Origin of the sequence: Pseudomonas sp. 37 R 15 (assembly GCF_900004865.1) — a bacterium.
Lineage (GTDB): Bacteria > Pseudomonadota > Gammaproteobacteria > Pseudomonadales > Pseudomonadaceae > Aquipseudomonas > Aquipseudomonas fluorescens_AM.
Genome location: NZ_CVTV01000009.1, coordinates 79,354 through 99,731, shown reverse-complemented (window position 1 = coordinate 99,731; position 20,378 = coordinate 79,354). Strand labels below are relative to the sequence as shown.

Sequence of the window (20,378 nt, the reverse complement as noted above, 5' to 3'; positions counted from 1 at the left end):
GATGAAAATTCTGACCGCAGGCACTCGCCGAAATTTCTTTTTACAACTTAGCCTTCGGATAAAAGCAGGCGTTTTTCTGCCTGGGTTTTAGGAGCGGGCCTACGGCGCTGCGAAGCGTTGAGCGCAAGACTGGGTTTTTGCCCTGGACAGTCCTTATGTACGCAAAGGCCGCTACTGACATACCCGCACTTTATTACTTGACCGAAGATCATTTTTTTGCGACGACCTGCGCGATGTACCGTCGACATGCCGCCGGTATCAACACCTATTTTGCCGAGGAGAATTCCTCGCCGTGGAATACGTTGTTCATTCGCGTGGGCAGCGCTCCCTTGCACGAAGCGACGCAGGTGATCCTGGAGCTGATCCGCCGTAACGTAACCCCAATACGCATCGTGATTCCTGAGGTACAGGTCGATGGGTTACGCGACGCGCTCACCGGGCTTGGTTTTGAGCCTGCTGAAAAGAGCACCACGATGGTCCTCCCGTTAGCGCGCTTTGCGCCATCGATCAGCGAGGAGGCTGTGCAGATCAGCCTGACGCGTGACTTGAATGAATGGGCGAATCCGCTTGGCAGTGTGTTTTCGATATCGCCCCAGACGGTCGCCGATTATCAGGCCCGGCACCAGCGGGCGCTGGACGCCGATGAAGCCCTTTATCACTTCATCTTGTCCGTCGAGGGGCAGGTGCGCTGTTCGTTGACCTTGTCATTGTGTGAGGGTGAGGCAAGGCTCAGTGACGTCGGCACGCTTATCGGCTTTCGTGCCAGAGGCTACGCCACGCGATTGATTCAGGCGGCCCTGCTTCACGCTTCGGGTCTTGGGGCACGCAGGTGTTTTCTCGAGGGATCGATGATGGCTGTCCCGCTGTATCAAAAATTGGGTTTTCAACGTTTATTCGACTGCGCGTCCTTTGTTCGCGGGCCTGTTCCAAGCCCATGATCAGAACGCCAGTGTTGCCTGACCGCGATCCTCCAGCGTCAACAGATACCGCTTGGCTTCAAGCCCGCCGGCAAACCCCGTCAGTGCCCCCGAAGCCCCCACGACGCGGTGACAGGGCGCAATGATCGAGATCGGGTTACGCCCGTTCGCCGCGCCTACGGCGCGCACCGCGTTTGGGTTGCCGATCTGCCGGGCAATCTGGCTGTAGCTGCGAGTTTGGCCAAACGGGATGGTCAGCAAGGCCTGCCAGACTTGCTTCTGAAAGTCGGTGCCGTCGAAGTCCAGTTCCAACTCGAAACGGTTGCGCGTGCCAGCGAAATACTCCGCCAGCTGGCGTTCTGTTTCCAGGAGTACCGGGCTGTCGTTGGCTTCGTGCAGCTCACCCAGGCGCACCCGATTTTCGCGTTCCGTTTCCCAGAGCACGGCACCGAGCTTGCCGTTGCGTGCCACCAGGGTGAGTTGGCCGACGGGGGAGGGCATGAGTTTGTAGGCGTATGACATGGGCTTGATCCTTGAGGCTGTCCGGTGCAACTATCCCCTCAGTGAACCCTAGGAGAAACCGGTTTCTTGCGGTCGAATTTGCTGGCGTTAAAAACGCCAGTGAATCCAATGGCCTGACCCATAGGCCACCGCGACATAGAAAATCAACCAGATGATCGAGGGAACCGACATTGCCACCCACGCGCCGAGATTGAGCAGGGCCAGCATGATAGCGCTGAAGGCTACCCCTCGGCTGGTGTGTCGCATTGAGTACCAGGCGCCGTAGACGGCGCCCGCGAGGGTCGCTGCCACTGCCATGGGGCGCAGTCCGAAAGGGATTGGGGTCAGTGGCAGCAACAATGGAATGATCAGCACAAGCCCCACGACTTTTCTAACTGCTTGCCTTGAATTTTCCTGTTCAGGGTAAGACATCCGGTAGGCCCTGCTGCTGACTGAGGTTGCTGCATTCTCGTGGTGTGGACGGCCCTTCCCTGTAGGACGCTGCTTAAATCAATGTCGCTGATACTCGGAAAACGGGTCCGACAATAAATGTAGCTTAGAGCGCCGCGTTCAGTGAAAAAGGAATGCGCAACCCACCAATCGGCCCTTCGCGGACCCCGCACATTTCGTCATGCACGCTGTGTTGCACCAGCACGCAGGGAAATGCGGCCACCCCTTGCAGCAGGTCGCGCAAGTGGGTGGTGGAGCGGATGCGCAGTGGCTGCCCGTCATCGCCCCGTAGCGTTTTTTCATCGCGATCCAGCCGGACCCTTGCCAGATACAAGCCACCTTCCAGCGACAGCAATTGCAGCTCGCGGATCTCGCCGTTCGCGGCCAGCTCGGTCAGCATGTGCACATTCATGAATTGGACCTCATTGGACGCCGACCTTGGCGTGCTCGAACGGTTGATCAATGTGTTTTGGTATTCAGCGCACAATACTTGTACAGAATTTTATATTTGTACAGTTTTCTGGGGCGACGCGAACACACGCGTTATCGGCCCTTGAACGCCAGGCATAAAAAAACCGGTCACAAGGACCGGTTTTTTAGACTTCCCCTGTCAGCCGCGGCATGACAGGAGAACGCATTTGAGTGGAGCGGGTAGAGGGAATCGAACCCTCAACTAAAGCTTGGGAAGCTTTCGTTTTGCCACTAAACTATACCCGCTCAAAGCGGCTGACTTTGTACCAGATGTTCACCCGGATTTGAAGTTTTTCTTCGAAAAAATCGCACGTTGCGCTCGCACCGCTTGTCGATAGGCGGCGCCACTGCAGGAGCGCGCTCCTACAGTGGGTCGCATTTCAGACCGCAAAGGCATGTTGCGTCTGACCTGGCTGACAGCGTAACCGACTCACCGGCCGCTGCCCTTTCAAAAAGCCCACCACCGCCTCCCGGCTGTCCCGGCACGCCGCTTTATGCTCCATATCCAGGAAATGCCCCGTCGCCTGAACCGTGCTGAAGCTGCTGTTTTTCACATGCTGGCCGAACAGCCTGGCATCGCCTGCGCTGGTGTACTCGTCCCATTCGCCGTTCACGAACAGCACCGGAATGTCGATCTGCCTGGCTGCCTTGAGGTAGCACAACCGGTCGCTGTAAAGCACTTGGCTGATGTGGAAATGCATCTGCCCGTACTCATGCTCGGCCAGGCTGCTCACGTGCTTGTGGTTGAAGCGCTTGAACAGCGACGGCAGGTGCTTGCCTAGGGTGCTGTTGACCAGGTGGCCGACGCGGTCGCGCTCCAGATTGCCGAGGTAGTCGACGCCGCGCTCCAGATAATCACGCATCGGTGCGTTGATCACCGGGGAGAACGAGCTGATCACGGCCTTTTCGACGCGTTGCGGGCGTTGAGCGAGGGCGAACAGCGTGGCGGCGCCGCCCCAGGAGAAGGAGAGCACGTGTTCGGCGGCAAAGCGGTCGATGAGTTCCAGCAGGATCTGGCCTTCGACTTCCTTGGTCAGCATCCGCTCGTGGCGGTTGTGTATTTTGGAACGGCCGGCATAAGGCTGGTCGTACAGCACCACATTGAATTGCGGGTACAGGCTTTTCACGGTCTGGGCGAAAGAGGCCGTGGTGGCCATCGAGCCATTGACCAGGATGATGGTCTTGTCAGCGGCATCGGCGCGATAGAACTCCGTGTAAACCCGGTATTGACCCTGTATATCCAACACAGCGATTTCTGGCCTCATGTCGTAAGACTCCTGGCAAGCGGGTAGGGCGCGCAAATGACTTTGCACGAGCTTTATGACAGGTAGGCATACGCCTGGAAGCCGAGCGCCCATGTCGGTCCGATTGCGGCTGGCCGACAGCGGTTGTCAGGGCGGGATGTTTGCCGGGACGGCCCGTAATCAAGCGCGGGCGCGGCAAGGTGTTTCTTGGAGGTTATAGGTGACCCGCCAGTCATCATCCGACGGGTGATCTTGATTCAAGCACAGCCTGGGGATGTCGCCAGCGGCGCAGCTGGTTTTTTGCCATCAGCGGCTGAGCGGTCGTCAGACGAGACGGATTTCCTCGTCAGTCAGCGCCCGATACTCGCCCGGCGCAAGCGCTGCATCCAGGTGCAGCGGGCCCATGCGCTCGCGATGCAGGGCTGTCACTTTGTTATCAAAATGGCCGAACATGCGTTTCACCTGGTGATAGCGGCCTTCGATGATGCTCAAGCGCGCCGTCCTCGGTCCCAGTAACTCCAGCTCGGCGGGTTGGGTGATGAGGTCTTCGAAGGCGAAGTACAGGCCCGCCCTGAAGACCGCCGCATAGTCAGGGCCGATGTCCTGCTCGGTTTCCACCCGATACACCTTGGGCAACTTGGTTGCCGGTTGCGTCAGGCGTCGCGACCACTGGCCGTCATTGGTGATCACCATCAGCCCGGTGGTGTTGTAGTCCAGGCGCCCTGCGATATGCAGTGCGTCCTTGTGCGGTTCATCGAGCAGATCGAGCACGGTACGGTGTTGCGCATCGGACGTAGCGCTGACGCACCCTTGCGGCTTGTGCAGCATGAAATAACGGGCAGGTTTGCCCGGCTGCAGCACCTCACCGTCCACGCGCACGCTGCTGAACGTGCGCACCTCATGAAGCGGGTCGCATACCGTTGCACCGTCCACCATTACCCGGCGTTCGGCCAACAGCCGCCGCACGTGCTTGCGATTGAACCGTGGCAGGTTACTGAGGAAGCGATCAAGGCGCATCGCGGTGACGCAACTGTTGGTCTACCTGGGCGCAACGCGGGCACAGGCAGGCCTTGTCGCGCAGTTCGTCGGGCAGCGCCTGGAGCACCGCCGGGTCGATGGTGACGCTGTAGCACCAGCAGGCCTGGCCGGCCGTGCGCGGGTCGGCCAGGCTGCAGTCGTTACGGGCACCGCAGGCGGGGCAAAGGGTTGGGGTGTTCATTGGACGGTCATGCCGGGCCTTGAAAGTACCCGCACAATACAGCGTCGCTCAATCCCGCTCCAGCACCACTAACCTTTGGCCGGCGCTGATGCCACTGCCCGGCTGCACGGCAACGTCACGTACCACACCGGCAAACGGTGCCAACACCGGGATCTCCATCTTCATGGATTCCAGCACTACCAGCACATCGCCGGCTGCGACGTGCTCTCCGGCCGATACCCGGACTTGCCAGAGCCCGCCCGCAATGTGGCTGTCGACGCTGTACTGATTGGCGTCTAACGGTTTGTCTTGCGCCAATGGCGCTGCCAGGGCCTCGCTCTCCAAATGCGCCAGGCCGCCGGCAAGCCAGCGCTCGCGTTCGGCATCGAAAGCCCTTTTTTGCCGTTGGCGAAAGACATCGATTGCCGCGGCTTCCTGCGCCAGAAATTGCTGATACGTCATCAGGTCCAACTGGCTGTCTTCAATGGTCGGTTCAAAGCGCCCGAGCGGGAAGTCGCGGCGTATCTGCAGCAGTTCTTCGGCGCTCACCGGATAAAAACGGATCTGGTCGAAAAAACGCAGTAACCACGGCTTGCCCCTGAATGCCGCGACGTCGCGATAGCGATTCCACATCTGCAGGGTTCGCCCCACAAACTGATAGCCGCCCGGACCTTCCATGCCATAGACACACAAGTAAGCGCCGCCGATGCCCACCGAGTTTTCAGCAGTCCAGGTGCGCGCCGGGTTGTATTTGGTGGTCACCAGCCTATGCCTGGGGTCCAGGGGGGTCGCGACCGGCGCGCCGAGATAGACGTCGCCCAGGCCCATTACCAGGTAGCTGGCGTTAAACACGGTGTGGCGAACTTCATCCAGGCTGACCAGATCGTTGATGCGGCGAATGAACTCGAGATTGCTCGGGCACCACGGCGCGTCCTGGCGCACCGTGGTCATGTATTTGTCGATGGCCAGCTGGCAAGCCGGGTCGTCCCAGGATAGCGGCAGGTGGACGATGCGGGAGGGAACTTGCAGGTTTTGCCTGGCGCACACGCAGGCCCAATCCGCGATGATCAGCGGTAGCAGATCGGCCAACGGCAATTGTTCCGGTTGATAGTGGATTTGCACGGAGCGGATGCCTGGGGTCAGGTCAATGACACCCTGCAATGCTCGAGCTTCAAGGGCTTGCATCAAGGCGTGGGCGCGAAAACGTAGCACCAGGTCAAGTTCGGGAGCGCCGATTTCCAGAAGCAGGTGAGTGTCGCCGGCCAGACGGACGACGAGGCGCACGTCAGCTTCGCCGATGTCCAGCACCACAGGTGATGCCATTCTCACTGGGACCGTGTTGCGGCTGCACTCGCGCGCTTCAACGAGGGCAGGCCAGCCCTCACAGCGGTCCCACTTCAAGGCGAGACCGCGAGCAGTCTCGAGGTCGACCGCCTCGAACCTGAGCTTGTCTCCCGCCTTGAGCTGTCCCAGTTGCCACAGGTCCGCCTCGATCACCGTCACCGGGCATACAAACCCCCCGAGGCTTGGCCCATCCGGGCCAAGGATCACTGGCATGTCTCCGGTAAAATCCACGGTGCCGACGGCATAGGGATTGTCGTGGATATTGGAGGGGTGCAGGCCCGCTTCACCGCCGTCCGTTCGCGCCCATACAGGCTTGGGCCCGATCAATCGCACACCGGTACGACTGGAATTGAAATGCACTTCCCATTGTGCGGCGAAGAACGTGTCGATGTATTGCTGCGTGAAGTATTCCGGCGCGCCGTGTGGGCCGTAGATCACACGCAGCGTGCGTACAGCGGGCAGCGGCTCGGCACTCTGTGTCTGCCCCGCACTGCGATCCTCCAGCGGCCGTACATGCAACACGTCACCGGCACGTAGCGCTCGCCCGCCATGACCGCCAAACAGACCGAGGGTGAAGGTGCTTTTGCTGCCCAGATAATCCGGTACCTGCAACCCACCGCGCAGACACAGGTAACTGCGCGCACCTGCGCCGGTGATCGTACCCAGGCTCAGGACCGAGCCTGCCTCGATCAATAGCGCGGTATTCATCGGCACTGTCTGCTCGTTGAGCAGCAGCGCAATGTCTGCGCCTGTCACCGCCACCACCGTCGTGCAATTGAAGCGCAGCAGCGGGCCGCTCATGGTGATTTCCAGCGCGGCAGCGCCCTCGCTGTTGCCCAGCAGACGATTGCCCAAGCGTAACGCGCGGCTGTCCATGGGCCCCGATGGCGGCACCCCTACGGCCCAGTAACCCAGGCGGCCGGGGTAGTCCTGCACGCTGGTTTGCGTGCCGGGGCTGATGACCTCGAACGTATGGGCGGTGTAGATCAGGCTGTCGAGGCAACGGGTCCACGGCCGGCCACTGGCGAAGGGCGCCGTGAGTAAAATCTGGCGCAGGTAGTCGCGGTTGGTTTCCACACCGTAGAGCCGGCTGTCGCTTAACGCCTGGTGCAACGCCAGGCGCGCCTGTTCGCGGGTAGGTGCCCAGGTAATAAGCTTGGCGATCAGGGGGTCGAAGTAGGGCGGGATTTCGCAGCCGGCTTGTACCCAGGTGTCGATACGCAGGCCTTCGGCGGCCGGAAACTCCACGCAGGTCAACAGCCCTGGGCTCGGCTGGAAATTGCGCCCAGGGTCTTCTGCATACACACGTGCCTGAATCGCATGGCCGCTGGGGCTGAGTGCCAATTCGCTCAACGGCGGCATGTCACCCGCTGCCAGCAACACCATCCAACGTACCAGGTCGACGCCCCACACTTGTTCGGTCACGCCATGCTCTACCTGCAAGCGTGTGTTCACTTCCAGGAAGTAGAAGCGTCCATCCTCACTGTCGAAGATGAACTCCACGGTGCCGGCGCTGCGGTAATTCACAGCTTCGCCCAGGGTGATGGCCGCCGAGCACAGGGCCTCGTTCATGCCCGTGGGCAGGTTGGGTGCAGGGGTTTCTTCAAGGACTTTCTGGTGACGTCTTTGCACCGAGCAGTCACGTACCCCCAGAGCGATCACTTGGCCTGTCCCGTCGCCAAATATCTGTACTTCCAGGTGACGCGCGTGCTGGATGTATTTCTCGATAAACACACCGGTGTCGCCGAAATTGTTTTGGCCCAGGCGTTTGACGATTTCGAAGCCGTCGCCCAGCTCCTGCGGGTTGCGGCAGATCCGCATGCCAATGCCGCCGCCACCGGCGGTACTTTTGAGCATGACCAGGTATCCCACGCTGTCGGCGGCCAACAGTGCGTCGTAGAGACTGTCGAGCAGTTCACTGCCTTCGAGCAATGGAATCCGCTGTTGCCTGGCCAGCGCACGGGCGATGTGCTTCAGGCCAAATAGTCGCAGTTGTTCAGGCGTTGGGCCGATAAAGACCATGCCTGCATCTTCACAGGCCTGTGCAAACGCGGCGTTTTCCGACAGAAAGCCGTAGCCGGGATGAATCGCGCCGGCGCCACAGGCCTTGGCGGTAGCGAGCAGTTTTTCCGCCGCCAGGTATGTGGTGGCCGCGGTCCCTTCACCGAGGCTGTAGGCCTCGTCGGCTTGCTGGATATGCAAGCTCGCCGCATCGGCTTCGGCATAGACGGCGATACCCTTGACCTGCAATTCACGCAAGGTGCGCAGAATACGGCAGGCAATGGCGCCACGATTGGCGATCAACAGTTTTTTGAACATGACAATACCCCACAGGCTGACAGCTGATCAGCCTTGTCCTGGGCTGCGGGTCGTCCCGCATAATTAGGTGCGCCGAGGTCGTCCACGGCGCGAGGTCGTTATTTGAGGCACTGCCTGCTGCGAGCTTGGCACAGGGCAAACAACCATGTGCGCAGGCGCTTGAGTTTCAATCCCATACCAGCACCTGCGCAGGGGTTGGGCGGTAGGCGTTGCAGGGATTGTTAAGCTGTGGGCAATTGGAGATCAGCACGATCACGTCCATTTCCGCGAGCAGGTCGACATATTTGCCGGGTGCGGAAATACCGTCTTCGAAGGTCAGCCCGCCGTCGGTCGTCACCGGCACGTTCATGAAGAAGTTGATGTTCGCACCGATGTCGCGTTTGCCCAGGCGACCGTCATTGACGCAGGCGCGCAGGTAGTTGTCTCGGCAACTGTGCATGTAGCGTTTGTCCAGGGCGTAGCGCACGGTATTGCTCTCTTGGGCGCATGCGCCGCCCAGTGTGTCGTGGCGTCCGCAGGTGTCGTGCACAAGGGTCAGCATCGGCTGTCCAAGGTTGGAATACAGCACGCTGCCGACGCTGAGGTAAACGCGGTTCTGGCGCCGCAGGGTGCGTTGCACGTCGTAGCGTTCCCTGGGGTTTTGTGCGTTGTAGAACAGCGTGTCGACAGCCTGGTTGCCCTCCAGGTCGAGGATGCGCAGGGTCTGGCCGGCCTTGATCTGCATCAGCCACGGCTCGCCGGCGGGGATAGTGGCGCGGTACACGGCTGCATCCGCTTGTTTCAGTGCATCAGACATGGCAGTTCCTCAAGCGAACAGGCGCTCGGTGTTGATGAAACCGCGCTCGTTTTCCGGGCGCGAAGTGCGGCAGTGCTCGGCGACGCTGGGGGCGGCGTTCATCCAGCTCAGCTTCAGCGGTCGCGGGGCGTAGGCGGGGTTGGGATCCATCGGATGTTGCAGCGCGGTCAGCACCACCAGCGTATCCATCGGTGCGTAGAGTTCGATGTAGTCGCCAGCTTTTGAATTGTCCGGCACAAAGTGCAAACCGCCGTCTTCGTCCACGTTGACTCTGCTGAAGAGGTTGAGGGTCATCAACAGATCGGACAGCCCCAGTCCCCACTTGCCCAGCTCGACCAGCAGGTTGTCGGTGCCGTTGCGGTAGAAGCCATTACGCAGTTCCTGATAACGGCCCTGTCCGTATTTCTCGGCGACCTCCGATGCGCACAGCACACCGCCGATGCTGTCGCTCCAGCCGCAGGTGTCTGCGGTGATCGCGGCAAGCACACGGCCCATGTCCGAGTACAGACAATGGCCTGCGGTGAGCTTGGCAGTGTGCTGGCATTTGAGGCTGTCAGGCAGGTTCAGGCGTTCGGTTTTTTCATTGGCGTTGAGCAACGTCAGGCTGACGTTGGCACTGCCGTGCAGGTCAGTGAGGCGCAGCAATTGGCCGCGCTTGAGCACAAAGGAGCGGTGGCCGCCGCCGGGCAGCAGTTCTTCGGCAAATGGCCGCAACGGTTGGATGGAATCGTTCATGTGCACATCACTCCTGGTTGCGCGATGAATGCCTTGCGGCGCTCGCTGTTCAAAGGGATATCGAAGGTAATACGGGCACCATGGGCGCCAGGACGCAGTGGATCGACGTGCACCTTGTCGAATACCAGTAAGCGCGTACCAAGGCTGAAGCCTTCGTTCAAATCGTGGGTGACCATGAATACGGTCAGTCGGGTCTCGTACCACAGCTCCAGCAGCAGCGAGTGCATGTCTTTGCGAATGCCGGGGTCGAGGGCGCCGAAGGGTTCGTCCAACAGCAACACACGCGGCTTCATGATCAGCGCCTGGGCGATGGCCAGGCGTTGTTGCATGCCGCCGGAGAGCTGCGCCGGATATTTGCGCAGGGCGTGGTGGAGGCCGACTTTGTGCAGCAGTTCGGCGGCCTGTTCGCGCGCCTTCTGCCGGGCTTTGCCAAACAACCTCCCGAGCACGCGCGAGCGCGGCAGCTCAAGGCCCAGGGCGACGTTATCCAGCACGGTCAAGTGCGGGAACACTGAGTAGCGCTGGAAGACCACGCCGCGACTGGCATCCGGCTCGGCGGCCAGGGGCTGGCCTGCCAACAGGATCTGGCCCTTGCAGGCGGTTTCCTGTCCCAACAAAAGGCGCAGGAATGTGGATTTACCGCATCCGGACGGACCGACCAGTGCGCAGAATTCGCCTTCGGCCACGTGCAGGTTGAAGTTTTCAAGTACGACTTGGGTGCCGTAGCGCTGCCATACATTGTTGACGCTGATAAAACTCATGCCCGCGCTCCTTCGTACCAGGGAAAAGCGCGTCGGGCCAGGGCCAGCAAGCACCAGTCCATCAACCAGGCCAACAAGGTGACCCATGCGACGTAGGGCACAATCACGTCCATCGCCAGGTAGCGACGTACCAGGAAGATTCGGTACCCCAGGCCGTCGGTGGAGGCTATGGCTTCGGCGGCAATCAGGAACAACCAGGCCGAGCCCAATATCAAGCGCAGTGAAATCAGCAGGCGAGGCAGCAACTGCGGCAACACCACGCGTAACATCAGTGTCCATGTGGACGCGCCCAGGGCTTGCGCCTTGACCAGAAGCTCGACCGGGATCTCGCGCGCACGCTGCTCCAGGTCGCGGGCCAGGGCTGGCGTAATGCCGATAATGATCAGCACGACCTTCGACAGTTCCCCCAGGCCGAATACGATAAACAGGATCGGCAGGATCGCCAGGGGCGGCACCATCGACAGCACGGTCAGCAGCGGCGACAACGAGGCACTGACCAGCGGCAATGTGCCGCAAAACATCCCCAGGCAAAGACTTACCAACGCGCTGATACCCAAGGCAATACCCAAGCGGCGCAGGCTCGATGCGCTGTCTTGCCACAATATGTATTTACCGGTGCGACTATCCTCGCTGAACGCCAAGCGTGCGACGGCCTCAGCCATTTGCCCGGCGCTGGGCAGCAGTTTGTCGTTGGGATTGTCCGCGAGGCGCTCCGCCGAGCCTGCGAAGTAGGCGAACAGCAACAGAGCGAACGGCAGCAGCATCAACAGCACACGGCTGGAGCGATTCGGGCGACGGTTTATCAAACGCATGGCCAGTTCTCCTACAGCGTGCCGTCAGCAGCCATTTGTACGTAAGTGGGATCGAAACGCAGCTTGAGGTTGGCAGTGTTGCCGCTGGTCGTTCCATTGGCGAAGCTCATGCCTACGGCGCCGCTGTCCCGGGCGCCCTCGCCCAGCAGACCGTGTGTAAAGGAGAATTCAGCGACCTTGTGCATGGTTGCCGGCAATTGCGCGCTGGTGACGAAGGCCAGGGCGTCCTGTGGCGTGGCGAACAGCTTGGTGGTGTCCAATTGCGCTTGATAGCCTGTGAGATCGGTGCCGGACGTCTTGGCCATATGTTCAAGCGCTTGAGCACTGGCGGCGCTTTTGGCGTTCATCAGCGCGACCACCTCGAACCAGGCGCCGGTGAGGGCTTTGCCCAAGCCAGGGTTGTCCTGCAGGACCTGAGTGTTGACCACCATCATGTCCATGAACTCACCGGGCACCTTGCTTGTGTCGAACACTTCGGTTACTCCGGGCCTGGCCTTGATTTGCGACAGCATCGGATTCCAGGTGACGACGGCCTGCACCTGATCGGTGTCGAAGGCTGCGGCAATGTCGGCGTCAGAGGTGTTGACGACGCTCAGGTCTTTCTCTGTCAGACCGGCCGCTTGCAAGGCGCGAGCCAGCAGATAGTGGGACGCCGAGAGTTCCACCAGGTTGACTTTCATGCCCTTGAGGTCGGCCAGGGTCTTGCCGGCGCCCTTGATCACCACGCCATCGTTGCCGTTTGAAAAGTCGCTGACCACCAACGCTGTGCTGTCTACGCCGCCGGCAGCGGGGATGGTCAGCGCGTCCATGTTAGTCATGGTGCAGCCGTCAAACTGACCTGCGGTGTACTGATTGATGGATTCCACATAGTCGTTGAGCTGCACCATGTCGATGGTGATGCCGTACTTCCTTGCCCATTTGTCGAGAATGCCCTGGCTGCCGGCGTACTCCCAGGGGATCCAACCGGCGTAGATGGTCCAGCAGACGCTGAAGTGGTTTTTTGCGGCGGCATGGGCTTGGATGCTCATCATGGCAGTCAATAGCGCGGCGAGCAGAGCGTTCAAACAGGTCGAGTTCATGGGCGGTTCCGCTGAGTCAAGGGCGAGCAGGCGCAACGCGGCACCGCGAACGGTGGCTGATCTCCCGGGCTTTTATCCCGCCGTGTAACCTCGACTGGAGGTCGCCCACTCTCGGACCAGTCACTCGCTGTTGACGAGCCGGAACCCTAGTCGGCCATTGCTGGTTGTGGTGCCGCGAATCTGTGCCTCATCCTTCAGGAAACAGGCGGGAACGAACCGCACTAAAATCGTATTTAACTGTCAGATATTTCGTTATTCGATGATAAATCGGATCACGCCCCCCAGCGTCGCTGGAGGTGCTCTTCCGCGGTCCAGGAGGCCGCCATGTATCGACGACTGCTGCTCACTGCATTACTCGGCCTGACCCTGTCAGCGTGCGTGCCCTATTACGATGGAGGTACCACTTACTATCGCTCCGAGGTCTACACCGCACCGGCACCCGCCTACTATTACGGCGGTCCTCGTTACTACGGGCCCAGCTATTACACACCCGCGCCACGCTACTATTCGGCTCCCCGCTATTACTCGGCGCCGCGTTATTACCAACCCGCGCCACGTTACTATCCAAGGTCTGCCTATCGGCCGTATCCAAACCAGGGATGGGGAGACAATCGGTGGGGCAACGGCGGGCACGGGCGGGGTGGCGATCATGGCGGTGGACGCGGAGGTCACCGCTGACAAAAAGGTTTTGAAAAAAGCGGCGCATGATGCGCCGTTTTTTTTTGCCCGCCGTTTGTCGGTACTGTCAGAATTAACAGCTAGCTTTGAGGCCGGAGATATATTTCACTGCGGGAGAAGCAGTGTGGTTATCGAAGGGGGCATCCATGCTCAAACACTTGATGTACATGCTTTTACTGGTTGTCTGTATGGCTGGCCAGGTGCAAGGCAGCCAGTTCTGTCCAGACAAGTCGGAGATCCAGACGGGCACAGGTTATTTCCTGTACCAGGCCGGCGGCATGCTGTGGCAAGGTCCGAAGGTTGAACCCGGCGAGTTCATACACGCCTTTTCAGGCGCGGTGTTTGCGCCGGAAAAGGGTGATGATCGAAGGAACGGGCTGGTGGAAAAGTGTGTGTACACCAATCAGCGCGACGAGCTTGTCGTATTGCGCCCGTGCCTGTCAGGCGTGGTCAGCGGCATGTCGTTGGTGGACAGCTTGCATTGGGAGCGCGATAACGCCTCGTTCGACCAACTGGTTTATCTGTGCAAGGAAAATCAACCGGGTAACTGTGCTTTTAACGTTAAGGAGAATCGGCGATAAGCTGTCAATAATCAGACAGGTCTGCCAGAGGATTCCTACCTTCCCATGCCTTGTTGAAGTGCGCCTGCACCACCGCCTCGGGAATGGTATTGATATCCGGCCAATGCCAGCGGGGCGCCTGATCCTTATCGATCAGCCTTGCGCGTACACCTTCGGCAAATTCCGGGTGGCGGCAACAATTGAGGCTCAGCGTGTATTCCATCTGGAACACTTGGGCCAACGACAAATGACGGGCGCGTCGGATCTGCTCCCACACCAGGTGCGCAGTCAGCGGGCAGCCCTCACTGAGGGTCTTGCCGGCGCGGGCCAGGAGTGGGTCGGCGTGATCCTTGAGCAGGCTCAGCGCACGCCACGCACTGGCCACGTCACCCACATCCAGCCATTCGTCGATCTGCCCCCGGCGCGGCATCCATTGTGCCTCGGGTAGTTGGTGGACGGCGTCCTGGGCCAAGGCCTTGAGCAAGCTGTTGAGCTGCATCGCGGTCTGTTCTTGCCAGTTCAATTGGAGCAGGCCGTCAAGCAATTCGTCTTGCTGGTCATCGCGCAGAAAACGGTCGGCCAGGCCCAGGTCCAGGGCATCCCGGCCATTGATATGGGCACCGGTAAGGCCCAGGAACACGCCGAGCGTTCCGGGCAGGCGCGACAGAAACCAGCTGGCGCCCACGTCCGGGTACAAGCCGATGCTGATTTCCGGCATGGCCAAACGGCTGCTGGGCGTCACGATACGCACGGACGCACTCTGCAACAGGCCCATCCCGCCGCCCAGCACATAACCGTGACCCCAGCAGATCAGCGGTTTCGGGTAGGTATGCAGGCGATAGTCGAGGCGGTACTCGGCGGCAAAAAATTGCGCGGCCAAGGTGGGCACAACGCCAGGTTGTTCACGGCAGGCCATCGCCAGGCTGCGCACTTCGCCACCTGCGCAAAAGGCCTTGGGGCCGTTGCCGCGCAGCAATACGCAGACGATATTCGGGTCCTTGGCCCAGGCATCCAGGCGTTCGCCCAGGGCCAGGATCATCGGCAGGGAGAGGGCGTTGAGCGATTGTTGCGCATCCAGGCTGGCGATGCCGATGCGGGCACCGTGGTTGCCGGTGAGTTCTTCGAAGTGCAGGTTCATCGTGACCTCAATCCAGAAGGTGAAGGATCAGTATGATCGCTCCGTGGCAAACTGGCGGTGGTGTATCAGATCAATTGACAAGCGGGGTCGGCTTTCCTAGGGTTCGCCCATTGTTTTTCACTCGATGACCTCATCATGACCGACGGCGACCGCATCAAACTCGAACCCAGCTGGAAACACGCGCTGCGCGAGGAGTTCGACAAGCCCTACATGGGCGACCTGCGCGAGTTTCTGCGCCAGGAACACGCCGCAGGCAAAGAGATTTATCCGCCGGGCCCACTGATCTTCAATGCACTCAATTCCACGCCGCTGGACAAGGTCAAGGTGGTGATCCTCGGCCAGGACCCCTACCACGGCCCCGGCCAGGCTCACGGCCTGTGTTTTTCGGTACAACCGGGCGTGCCGGCGCCGCCCTCGCTGGTCAATATCTATAAAGAACTCAAGCGTGACCTGAATATCGATATCCCCAACCACGGCTACCTGCAAAGCTGGGCCGACCAGGGCGTGCTGATGCTCAACACCACCCTGACCGTGGAGCGCGCCAATGCCAACGCCCATGCCGGCAAGGGCTGGCAGTTTTTTACCGATCGGGTTATCGAGGTGGTCAGCGAGCAGCAGCCGCATTTGGTGTTTCTGTTGTGGGGCGCCCATGCCCAGAGCAAGCAGAAGCTGATCGATGCCACCAAGCACCTGGTGCTGACCTCGGTGCACCCGTCGCCGTTGTCGGCGTATCGCGGGTTCCTCGGGTGCGGGCATTTCAGTCGCACCAACAAATTCCTTGAGCAGAATGGCGAGACGCCGATCAACTGGATGTTGCCGCCCATCTGAAGATGATCGGGCGGTGGCACATCGCCCTTTGCTTGACCTTCTCCCTGGTGTGTCCGTGCATCGGTCACGCCGGGCACCTGTTATATCTGACAGTATCCGCCGCACTTTTTTGCGCATTCAATAAGTAGCCAGACCTGAGCGTGCCGACCGTCTCGGTCGATTACCGATTGATTGTTCAAGGAGGAGTGGATATGTCTGATTCGAACTCACCCGCACGACACCAGCGCGCTCTGCGGCCGCGATCTCCAGGGGTAGATGACCCGACGATACTGGAACTGGACGCTCCGAACCCTTCCCAGACATTGCCTTTGGAATGGGACGAAGCGGCCAGGACGTTACCGGTCCAGCTCCATGATCAGGACCTGGAGGTCACGATCGCAAAGGTCTGGCCATTCAATCTCCATGAGCGGGAGATGGTGACAACGGTGGAATATCGTTGGGACGATGATACGGTGCACACCTTTTATATTCACGGCCCATACGACCCTGACACGGTATTTCCGTTGGTGCAGCGTCTACCCATGTCGATTCTGTCCAGCGGCGGTATCAGTCGCCTGACATACAGGGTCAGCGCGTCTTTGATCGGCACGACCGACTCGTTTCCGACCTTGGTCAATGTCGATAAAACGCCGCCCAATGGTGGCAACCCTGGCCCGCAGTTGCAGATTGATGACGAGGCTCGCGATGAGCTTACCGATGACTATCTGGTCAGGCACGGTGGTTTGCCTGTCGAGCTGGTGCGTTGGTTCGATATGCGCATTGGGGATATATGCCACTTCTTCTACGCAGCTCTGCCGAATCAGGGCTTGGCAGGCACGCTTTTGATTACCAGAGAACACTACCAGGGCGCGCCCATCCGTTACCTCATTCCTGAGGCGCACGTGCGTGCCAGTGGCCGAGGTGAAAGGTTCGCTTCCTGCCGGCTTGAAGACCGGGCTGGGAACGTCAGGCAGTTTTCCGACGAGATCAAGCTCAATGCCTCCCCGGTTGTTTTGCCGGATTTGCCACGCCCCTTTATCGAGTCGGCTGAACTGGACGGGTTAGTCACTCTGGACGATGTCAGGCAGGGGTTGGCGGTCGCCATCACGCGCATAAGCGAGGCAGAGCCGGGGGACGAAATTCATCCCTTCTGGAATACGCATGCCCTCGAAATCAAGCCGATTGGAGAAGTGCAGACGTGGCCGATTCCCGTGAGCGTGCCGTGGTCTATTGTTGCGGCAGGCGGCTTCTCGACGCGCTACCCATTGCGTGTGCGCTACGTCTATCAGCGAGGCACAGCCTCCAGGAATTCGCCGGACAGCTTCTATGAAATCGATTTAAGGGTCGCCGGCCCTGACCCGAGCGGGCCTGATCCGATCAATCGCAAGTTGGCCCTTGCGATTGTAAAAGGCGTGACGGGCGACAATATACTGACCTCCGCTGACAGCCCGGGGCCCGTGCCCGTGGAGGTGCGTTTATTTGTAGACCCTGAAGTTGGCGAACACCTGGAGCTGTGCTGGAACAGCGATGACCGTATCGTCGATACCTACTCCGTACAGCCGGGCGATAGGGCCGGGGACTTGATCACCTTATGGGTTTCGTGGGCGGTGGCATCATCCATTGCCTTGGCCGAGGTCTATTACTGGACAGACAATGGCATAAACCGACAGCGCAGTCCTTCCGCTTCGGTGCGGGTGCGTCTTGATACGCTGACCGGTTTGCAGAGCCCGTTATTATTAAATGACAGCACCGAGAATTTTATCGCGTGTGGGACCAACCCGCCACCTCATGAGGGCGTATGGATCGGCATACCCTGGCATGCGTTCCATTTCGAGCCTGGCGACATCGTGCATTTATACTGGGCAAGTTACCCGACGAATGACGGCAGTGGTGAACCGTTCCGAGGCACTGACGTATATTTTGAGCATGAACTGACCACGGATGATTACAACAACCGCAAGGCGACAATCCGCATTCTGCCTTTCGACTTGATTACCGCACCGGGATTGGTACCGGGATTTGGCTCGGCGGTGGTGCGGTACCGGTTGTTCAAGAGAACGGGGGACACCGGGCTGTCTTCCAGAAAACTCATCTATATCAACTTGAAAATACCTGGCGGTGGAACGTGCCTGGGGCCGCATGACGGCAATGTATAAATGATGGAGTTTCATTAACAGGGGCGAAAGCCCCTTTTTTATGCGGGGTGAAAGAGGCCTTCACAGGATGAAGGATGAGCCGGTTGCCGAGGGTTTAGATTAAATGGCATTAATGGTGCTGGTTTTCTTCATCAGCTGGCTATTAAACACTGCGCAATTAATGCGTTTTAATTGGAAGCATATTTTGTATGAGTACGCAGCTGTCAAGTTTGACAGGCTGTGCAGTGTGGGAGAAGGGGGTTTAATCAAACAGTCAATCGTCTCGTGCGGCTGGCGATCAATGCACACCGTCTCTTACTCAAAGGAGTATGTAGCAATGGCTAAGTCGAACCCAAGCAACAATCCATTAACGGAGCCTGTACCTCATGGGCTTGCGCCTCACGCACCGCGAGCGGTGACCAGCGTTACAATCACCAATGCCCTGCCGCCCGTACCGGGTATGCCGCCTAATCTGATGGAAACTGTCGTCGCGCAAACGATAGGGGTTAATTTTAGTATTCCAATGTGGACGGATGTATTACCTATTCCTGGCGGTGTGCCGGATATATTACGGATTTATCTTAATGGTGTGCCCTACGGAAATCCCATTCGGTTTGAAAAACCATTGGCGGACTTGACGTGGCCCTATGTATCAAACATCAAGGCCGACAATATATCCAATCACGGGGAGTATGGCATTCATTACGAGATTTTATTGGCGTCAGAGAGGAATGAAATCTCCGACACCACGCTGGTGAACGTCGATACGGTTGGCCCTGCCGGCGGTCTTTTATTGGACGCTATCACCTTAGTGGCGGGTGCGGTGGACGGGAAGGTCACGCAGAGCTCTCTGGCAGCCAATGGTGATAAGCTGACCTGCCGTGTTCCGGGGCGTTTGATTGCGCGTGCGCTCGATACACTTCATATCTATAAGAATTATACGGATGCGGAACCGGTAAAAGTAATAACAGACTTGCCGTTGGACTCATCGCCCATCGAGTTCTCGCTGACCAAAGATGAAGTTGTCGATGAAGGTACACGGGTGGACCGTATGGCGTACCGTTATTTTGACTACTCCAAAAACTCAACCATTTATCCGCCAAAGCTGAGAGAGATTGAGTATATATTGACACCGCAACCGGAGAATTTGAGCGATCCGGCGGTACCGGCGGCGCCGTTGGATCTTCGGGACGCGCAGTTGAAATTGGCAGAAGTGCATCTTTTCGGCTATGACAATTTCAGACCCGGCCAGATCGTGCAAATCGAGCTCGATAGTGCGCTTGGTACTCAGGTATTCCCGCATACATTGCTCATCGAGCCTACCCCCACTGACCCCGCAAAAATCGAAATTCCCTGGCTCACTCTCGTCGCGATCTATGGAATCACCGGGCCGGGCACTGCCAGCCTTCGTTACCGCGTGGTAGCGGAGGGGACCGCTTCAGCCTGGTCCAACACGATCTCGGTGGATGCGGACTTCAGCTCCGCTGCCGGGGACACTGACGGTCCGGGCCCGATCAGGGATTACCTGCCGTTGGTCACCGTGAGGTCCAGCGAGGGGCTTGTCAATGAAATCGGCCCAGGAGATACCGGCGATGCGACGGCTGAATTTGCAGTGTATACGAGCGCGGTCCCGGGACACCTGCTGCAGTTCTACTGGGGCGGGGTACCGATTTACTCCACCCCTCGTGCTGTGACTCAGGCGGACATAGACTCAGGAACATTCACCGTCATTATTACTGCCGCCGTCATCGCGGCAGGCGGAAACGAACTGGACAAGGAGGTGTGGTACAGCCTGACGAATGGGGTGAACAACAACATGGACACCTCCCTGTCTACGTTGGTTGATGTGCTCGCCAGTGAGCTGCAGGATTTGAAGGCACCGGGTTTCCCCAAGTCTATCAATGCAGGCGGCGGGATTCGCTCGATCACTTGCAAGCAGTTTGTCGAGCTTGGTATCGATGCGAGCATCGTGGACCCGGACAACTTGAAAAAGGGTGACACGATCAGGCGCTTCTGGACCCTTTACGGAGAAGGGTTGACGTCCACCAACAAGCTTGTCGAAGCGGAAATACTGCCCCCGATTGTCGTCGCAAATGATCATAGCCTGCCCGGCGGTGGGGAGTTTTTCCTCGTGGACTTCGCTGCCTATGTGCAGCCGGCGATTTTGGGCCGTGTTGAATTCTATTACACAGTGCTCAAGGCCGATGGAGTGACACAGGGTAAGTCACCGACAACCCTGCTTTATGTGAGCCGTAAGAATGCCGATGAAAGCATTTGCGGCGTCCCGCCCGCTACTCCTTAAGCGCATCAATGTACGAACCGTCTTTGGCAGTACTGACGGTTCGTATCATTCGCTCGTTGTAAATACCTATCCGCTCTAAACTCGCTACCTACGCACATTTAGGATTAGTCCTACGGTTACAGGGACTTTGA

The 20,378-nt window shown here is 59.0% G+C and carries 19 protein-coding genes, 1 tRNA gene and 1 riboswitch; of the genes, 6 read left to right on the top strand and 14 right to left on the bottom strand.

Translation table 11 applies throughout. From position 1 onward, the window contains the following. Positions 1-155: 155 nt before the first annotated feature. Positions 156-938: a GNAT family N-acetyltransferase gene (locus BFQ04_RS01650; protein WP_065949288.1), complete on the top strand. Its 783-nt coding sequence runs from the start codon at positions 156-158 to the stop codon at positions 936-938. On the opposite strand, the gene BFQ04_RS01645 is transcribed toward BFQ04_RS01650, so the two are convergent. The 13 genes from BFQ04_RS01645 to BFQ04_RS01585 form a co-directional block, all read right to left on the bottom strand. Then, positions 939-1,439, bottom strand: coding sequence for a methylated-DNA--[protein]-cysteine S-methyltransferase (locus BFQ04_RS01645; protein ID WP_065949287.1), 501 nt, complete (start codon positions 1,437-1,439; stop codon positions 939-941). An 87-nt stretch (positions 1,440-1,526) separates the two neighbouring features. Further along, a complete protein-coding gene (locus BFQ04_RS01640) occupies positions 1,527-1,850 on the bottom strand; it encodes a hypothetical protein (RefSeq protein ID WP_065949286.1) in 324 nt (107 codons plus the stop codon). A gap of 124 nt (positions 1,851-1,974) precedes the next feature. Continuing rightward, complete coding sequence (locus BFQ04_RS01635; RefSeq protein ID WP_065949285.1) at positions 1,975-2,280, bottom strand: DUF6482 family protein; 306 nt, start codon at positions 2,278-2,280, stop codon at positions 1,975-1,977. A gap of 231 nt (positions 2,281-2,511) precedes the next feature. Beyond that, a tRNA-Gly gene (locus tag BFQ04_RS01630) sits at positions 2,512-2,585 on the bottom strand. A 134-nt stretch (positions 2,586-2,719) separates the two neighbouring features. Next, on the bottom strand, positions 2,720-3,604 hold the full coding sequence (locus tag BFQ04_RS01625; RefSeq protein WP_065949284.1) for an alpha/beta fold hydrolase: 885 nt from the start codon (positions 3,602-3,604) through the stop codon (positions 2,720-2,722). Between the two features lie 303 nt (positions 3,605-3,907). Beyond that, positions 3,908-4,600 (bottom strand): pseudouridine synthase, encoded by a 693-nt coding sequence (locus BFQ04_RS01620; protein WP_065949283.1) that lies wholly within the window; start codon positions 4,598-4,600, stop codon positions 3,908-3,910. After that, the gene (locus BFQ04_RS01615; protein WP_065949282.1) at positions 4,590-4,802 is read right to left on the bottom strand and encodes a cysteine-rich CWC family protein; all 213 of its coding nucleotides are present in this window, start codon (positions 4,800-4,802) and stop codon (positions 4,590-4,592) included. Before BFQ04_RS01615 ends, BFQ04_RS01620 begins: the two co-directional genes overlap by 11 nt. 48 nt (positions 4,803-4,850) lie before the next feature. Then, positions 4,851-8,444 (bottom strand): urea carboxylase, encoded by a 3,594-nt coding sequence (gene uca, locus BFQ04_RS01610; protein WP_065949281.1) that lies wholly within the window; start codon positions 8,442-8,444, stop codon positions 4,851-4,853. Positions 8,445-8,610: 166 nt separating this feature from the next. Continuing rightward, a complete protein-coding gene (locus BFQ04_RS01605; protein ID WP_065949280.1) occupies positions 8,611-9,240 on the bottom strand; it encodes an urea amidolyase associated protein UAAP2 in 630 nt (209 codons plus the stop codon). A 9-nt stretch (positions 9,241-9,249) separates the two neighbouring features. Further along, a complete protein-coding gene (locus BFQ04_RS01600; RefSeq protein WP_065949279.1) occupies positions 9,250-9,975 on the bottom strand; it encodes an urea amidolyase associated protein UAAP1 in 726 nt (241 codons plus the stop codon). Continuing rightward, positions 9,972-10,736 (bottom strand): ABC transporter ATP-binding protein, encoded by a 765-nt coding sequence (locus BFQ04_RS01595; RefSeq protein ID WP_065949278.1) that lies wholly within the window; start codon positions 10,734-10,736, stop codon positions 9,972-9,974. The genes BFQ04_RS01600 and BFQ04_RS01595 overlap by 4 nt, the downstream gene beginning before the upstream one ends. Then, complete coding sequence (locus tag BFQ04_RS01590; RefSeq protein ID WP_065949277.1) at positions 10,733-11,548, bottom strand: ABC transporter permease; 816 nt, start codon at positions 11,546-11,548, stop codon at positions 10,733-10,735. Before BFQ04_RS01590 ends, BFQ04_RS01595 begins: the two co-directional genes overlap by 4 nt. 11 nt (positions 11,549-11,559) lie before the next feature. Then, a complete protein-coding gene (locus BFQ04_RS01585; RefSeq protein WP_065949276.1) occupies positions 11,560-12,627 on the bottom strand; it encodes a putative urea ABC transporter substrate-binding protein in 1,068 nt (355 codons plus the stop codon). Between the two features lie 59 nt (positions 12,628-12,686). Further along, positions 12,687-12,788: riboswitch (guanidine-I (ykkC/yxkD leader) on the bottom strand. 163 nt (positions 12,789-12,951) lie between these two features. Between BFQ04_RS01585 and BFQ04_RS28185 the strand changes: the two genes are divergently transcribed. Beyond that, the gene (locus BFQ04_RS28185; protein ID WP_083217900.1) at positions 12,952-13,305 is read left to right on the top strand and encodes a hypothetical protein; all 354 of its coding nucleotides are present in this window, start codon (positions 12,952-12,954) and stop codon (positions 13,303-13,305) included. Between the two features lie 146 nt (positions 13,306-13,451). Next, the gene (locus tag BFQ04_RS01580) at positions 13,452-13,886 is read left to right on the top strand and encodes a DUF3757 domain-containing protein (protein WP_065949275.1); all 435 of its coding nucleotides are present in this window, start codon (positions 13,452-13,454) and stop codon (positions 13,884-13,886) included. 4 nt (positions 13,887-13,890) lie between these two features. On the opposite strand, the gene BFQ04_RS01575 is transcribed toward BFQ04_RS01580, so the two are convergent. After that, the gene (locus tag BFQ04_RS01575) at positions 13,891-15,003 is read right to left on the bottom strand and encodes an enoyl-CoA hydratase/isomerase family protein (protein WP_065949274.1); all 1,113 of its coding nucleotides are present in this window, start codon (positions 15,001-15,003) and stop codon (positions 13,891-13,893) included. A 135-nt stretch (positions 15,004-15,138) separates the two neighbouring features. Here BFQ04_RS01575 and ung point away from each other — a divergent pair, with 135 nt between their 5' ends. The 3 genes from ung (at position 15,139) to BFQ04_RS01560 (ending at position 20,247) form a co-directional block, all read left to right on the top strand. Next, positions 15,139-15,831, top strand: a complete 693-nt coding sequence (ung, locus tag BFQ04_RS01570; RefSeq protein ID WP_065949273.1) for a uracil-DNA glycosylase — start codon at positions 15,139-15,141, stop codon at positions 15,829-15,831. A gap of 191 nt (positions 15,832-16,022) precedes the next feature. After that, a complete protein-coding gene (locus tag BFQ04_RS01565) occupies positions 16,023-17,966 on the top strand; it encodes a hypothetical protein (RefSeq protein WP_065949272.1) in 1,944 nt (647 codons plus the stop codon). Between the two features lie 103 nt (positions 17,967-18,069). Further along, a complete protein-coding gene (locus tag BFQ04_RS01560; protein WP_065949271.1) occupies positions 18,070-20,247 on the top strand; it encodes a hypothetical protein in 2,178 nt (725 codons plus the stop codon). Positions 20,248-20,378 lie beyond the last annotated feature (131 nt).

What these genes read in the sequence shown, in the direction of transcription:
- BFQ04_RS01650 (WP_065949288.1), top strand. Translation starts at nt 156, where the DNA reads ATGTACGCAAAGGCCGCTACTGACATACCCGCACTTTATTACTTGACC.
- BFQ04_RS01645 (WP_065949287.1), bottom strand. Translation starts at nt 1,439, where the DNA reads ATGTCATACGCCTACAAACTCATGCCCTCCCCCGTCGGCCAACTCACC.
- BFQ04_RS01640 (WP_065949286.1), bottom strand. Translation starts at nt 1,850, where the DNA reads ATGTCTTACCCTGAACAGGAAAATTCAAGGCAAGCAGTTAGAAAAGTC.
- BFQ04_RS01635 (WP_065949285.1), bottom strand. Translation starts at nt 2,280, where the DNA reads ATGAATGTGCACATGCTGACCGAGCTGGCCGCGAACGGCGAGATCCGC.
- BFQ04_RS01625 (WP_065949284.1), bottom strand. Translation starts at nt 3,604, where the DNA reads ATGAGGCCAGAAATCGCTGTGTTGGATATACAGGGTCAATACCGGGTT.
- BFQ04_RS01620 (WP_065949283.1), bottom strand. Translation starts at nt 4,600, where the DNA reads ATGCGCCTTGATCGCTTCCTCAGTAACCTGCCACGGTTCAATCGCAAG.
- BFQ04_RS01615 (WP_065949282.1), bottom strand. Translation starts at nt 4,802, where the DNA reads ATGAACACCCCAACCCTTTGCCCCGCCTGCGGTGCCCGTAACGACTGC.
- uca (WP_065949281.1), bottom strand. Translation starts at nt 8,444, where the DNA reads ATGTTCAAAAAACTGTTGATCGCCAATCGTGGCGCCATTGCCTGCCGT.
- BFQ04_RS01605 (WP_065949280.1), bottom strand. Translation starts at nt 9,240, where the DNA reads ATGTCTGATGCACTGAAACAAGCGGATGCAGCCGTGTACCGCGCCACT.
- BFQ04_RS01600 (WP_065949279.1), bottom strand. Translation starts at nt 9,975, where the DNA reads ATGAACGATTCCATCCAACCGTTGCGGCCATTTGCCGAAGAACTGCTG.
- BFQ04_RS01595 (WP_065949278.1), bottom strand. Translation starts at nt 10,736, where the DNA reads ATGAGTTTTATCAGCGTCAACAATGTATGGCAGCGCTACGGCACCCAA.
- BFQ04_RS01590 (WP_065949277.1), bottom strand. Translation starts at nt 11,548, where the DNA reads ATGCGTTTGATAAACCGTCGCCCGAATCGCTCCAGCCGTGTGCTGTTG.
- BFQ04_RS01585 (WP_065949276.1), bottom strand. Translation starts at nt 12,627, where the DNA reads ATGAACTCGACCTGTTTGAACGCTCTGCTCGCCGCGCTATTGACTGCC.
- BFQ04_RS28185 (WP_083217900.1), top strand. Translation starts at nt 12,952, where the DNA reads ATGTATCGACGACTGCTGCTCACTGCATTACTCGGCCTGACCCTGTCA.
- BFQ04_RS01580 (WP_065949275.1), top strand. Translation starts at nt 13,452, where the DNA reads ATGCTCAAACACTTGATGTACATGCTTTTACTGGTTGTCTGTATGGCT.
- BFQ04_RS01575 (WP_065949274.1), bottom strand. Translation starts at nt 15,003, where the DNA reads ATGAACCTGCACTTCGAAGAACTCACCGGCAACCACGGTGCCCGCATC.
- ung (WP_065949273.1), top strand. Translation starts at nt 15,139, where the DNA reads ATGACCGACGGCGACCGCATCAAACTCGAACCCAGCTGGAAACACGCG.
- BFQ04_RS01565 (WP_065949272.1), top strand. Translation starts at nt 16,023, where the DNA reads ATGTCTGATTCGAACTCACCCGCACGACACCAGCGCGCTCTGCGGCCG.
- BFQ04_RS01560 (WP_065949271.1), top strand. Translation starts at nt 18,070, where the DNA reads ATGGCATTAATGGTGCTGGTTTTCTTCATCAGCTGGCTATTAAACACT.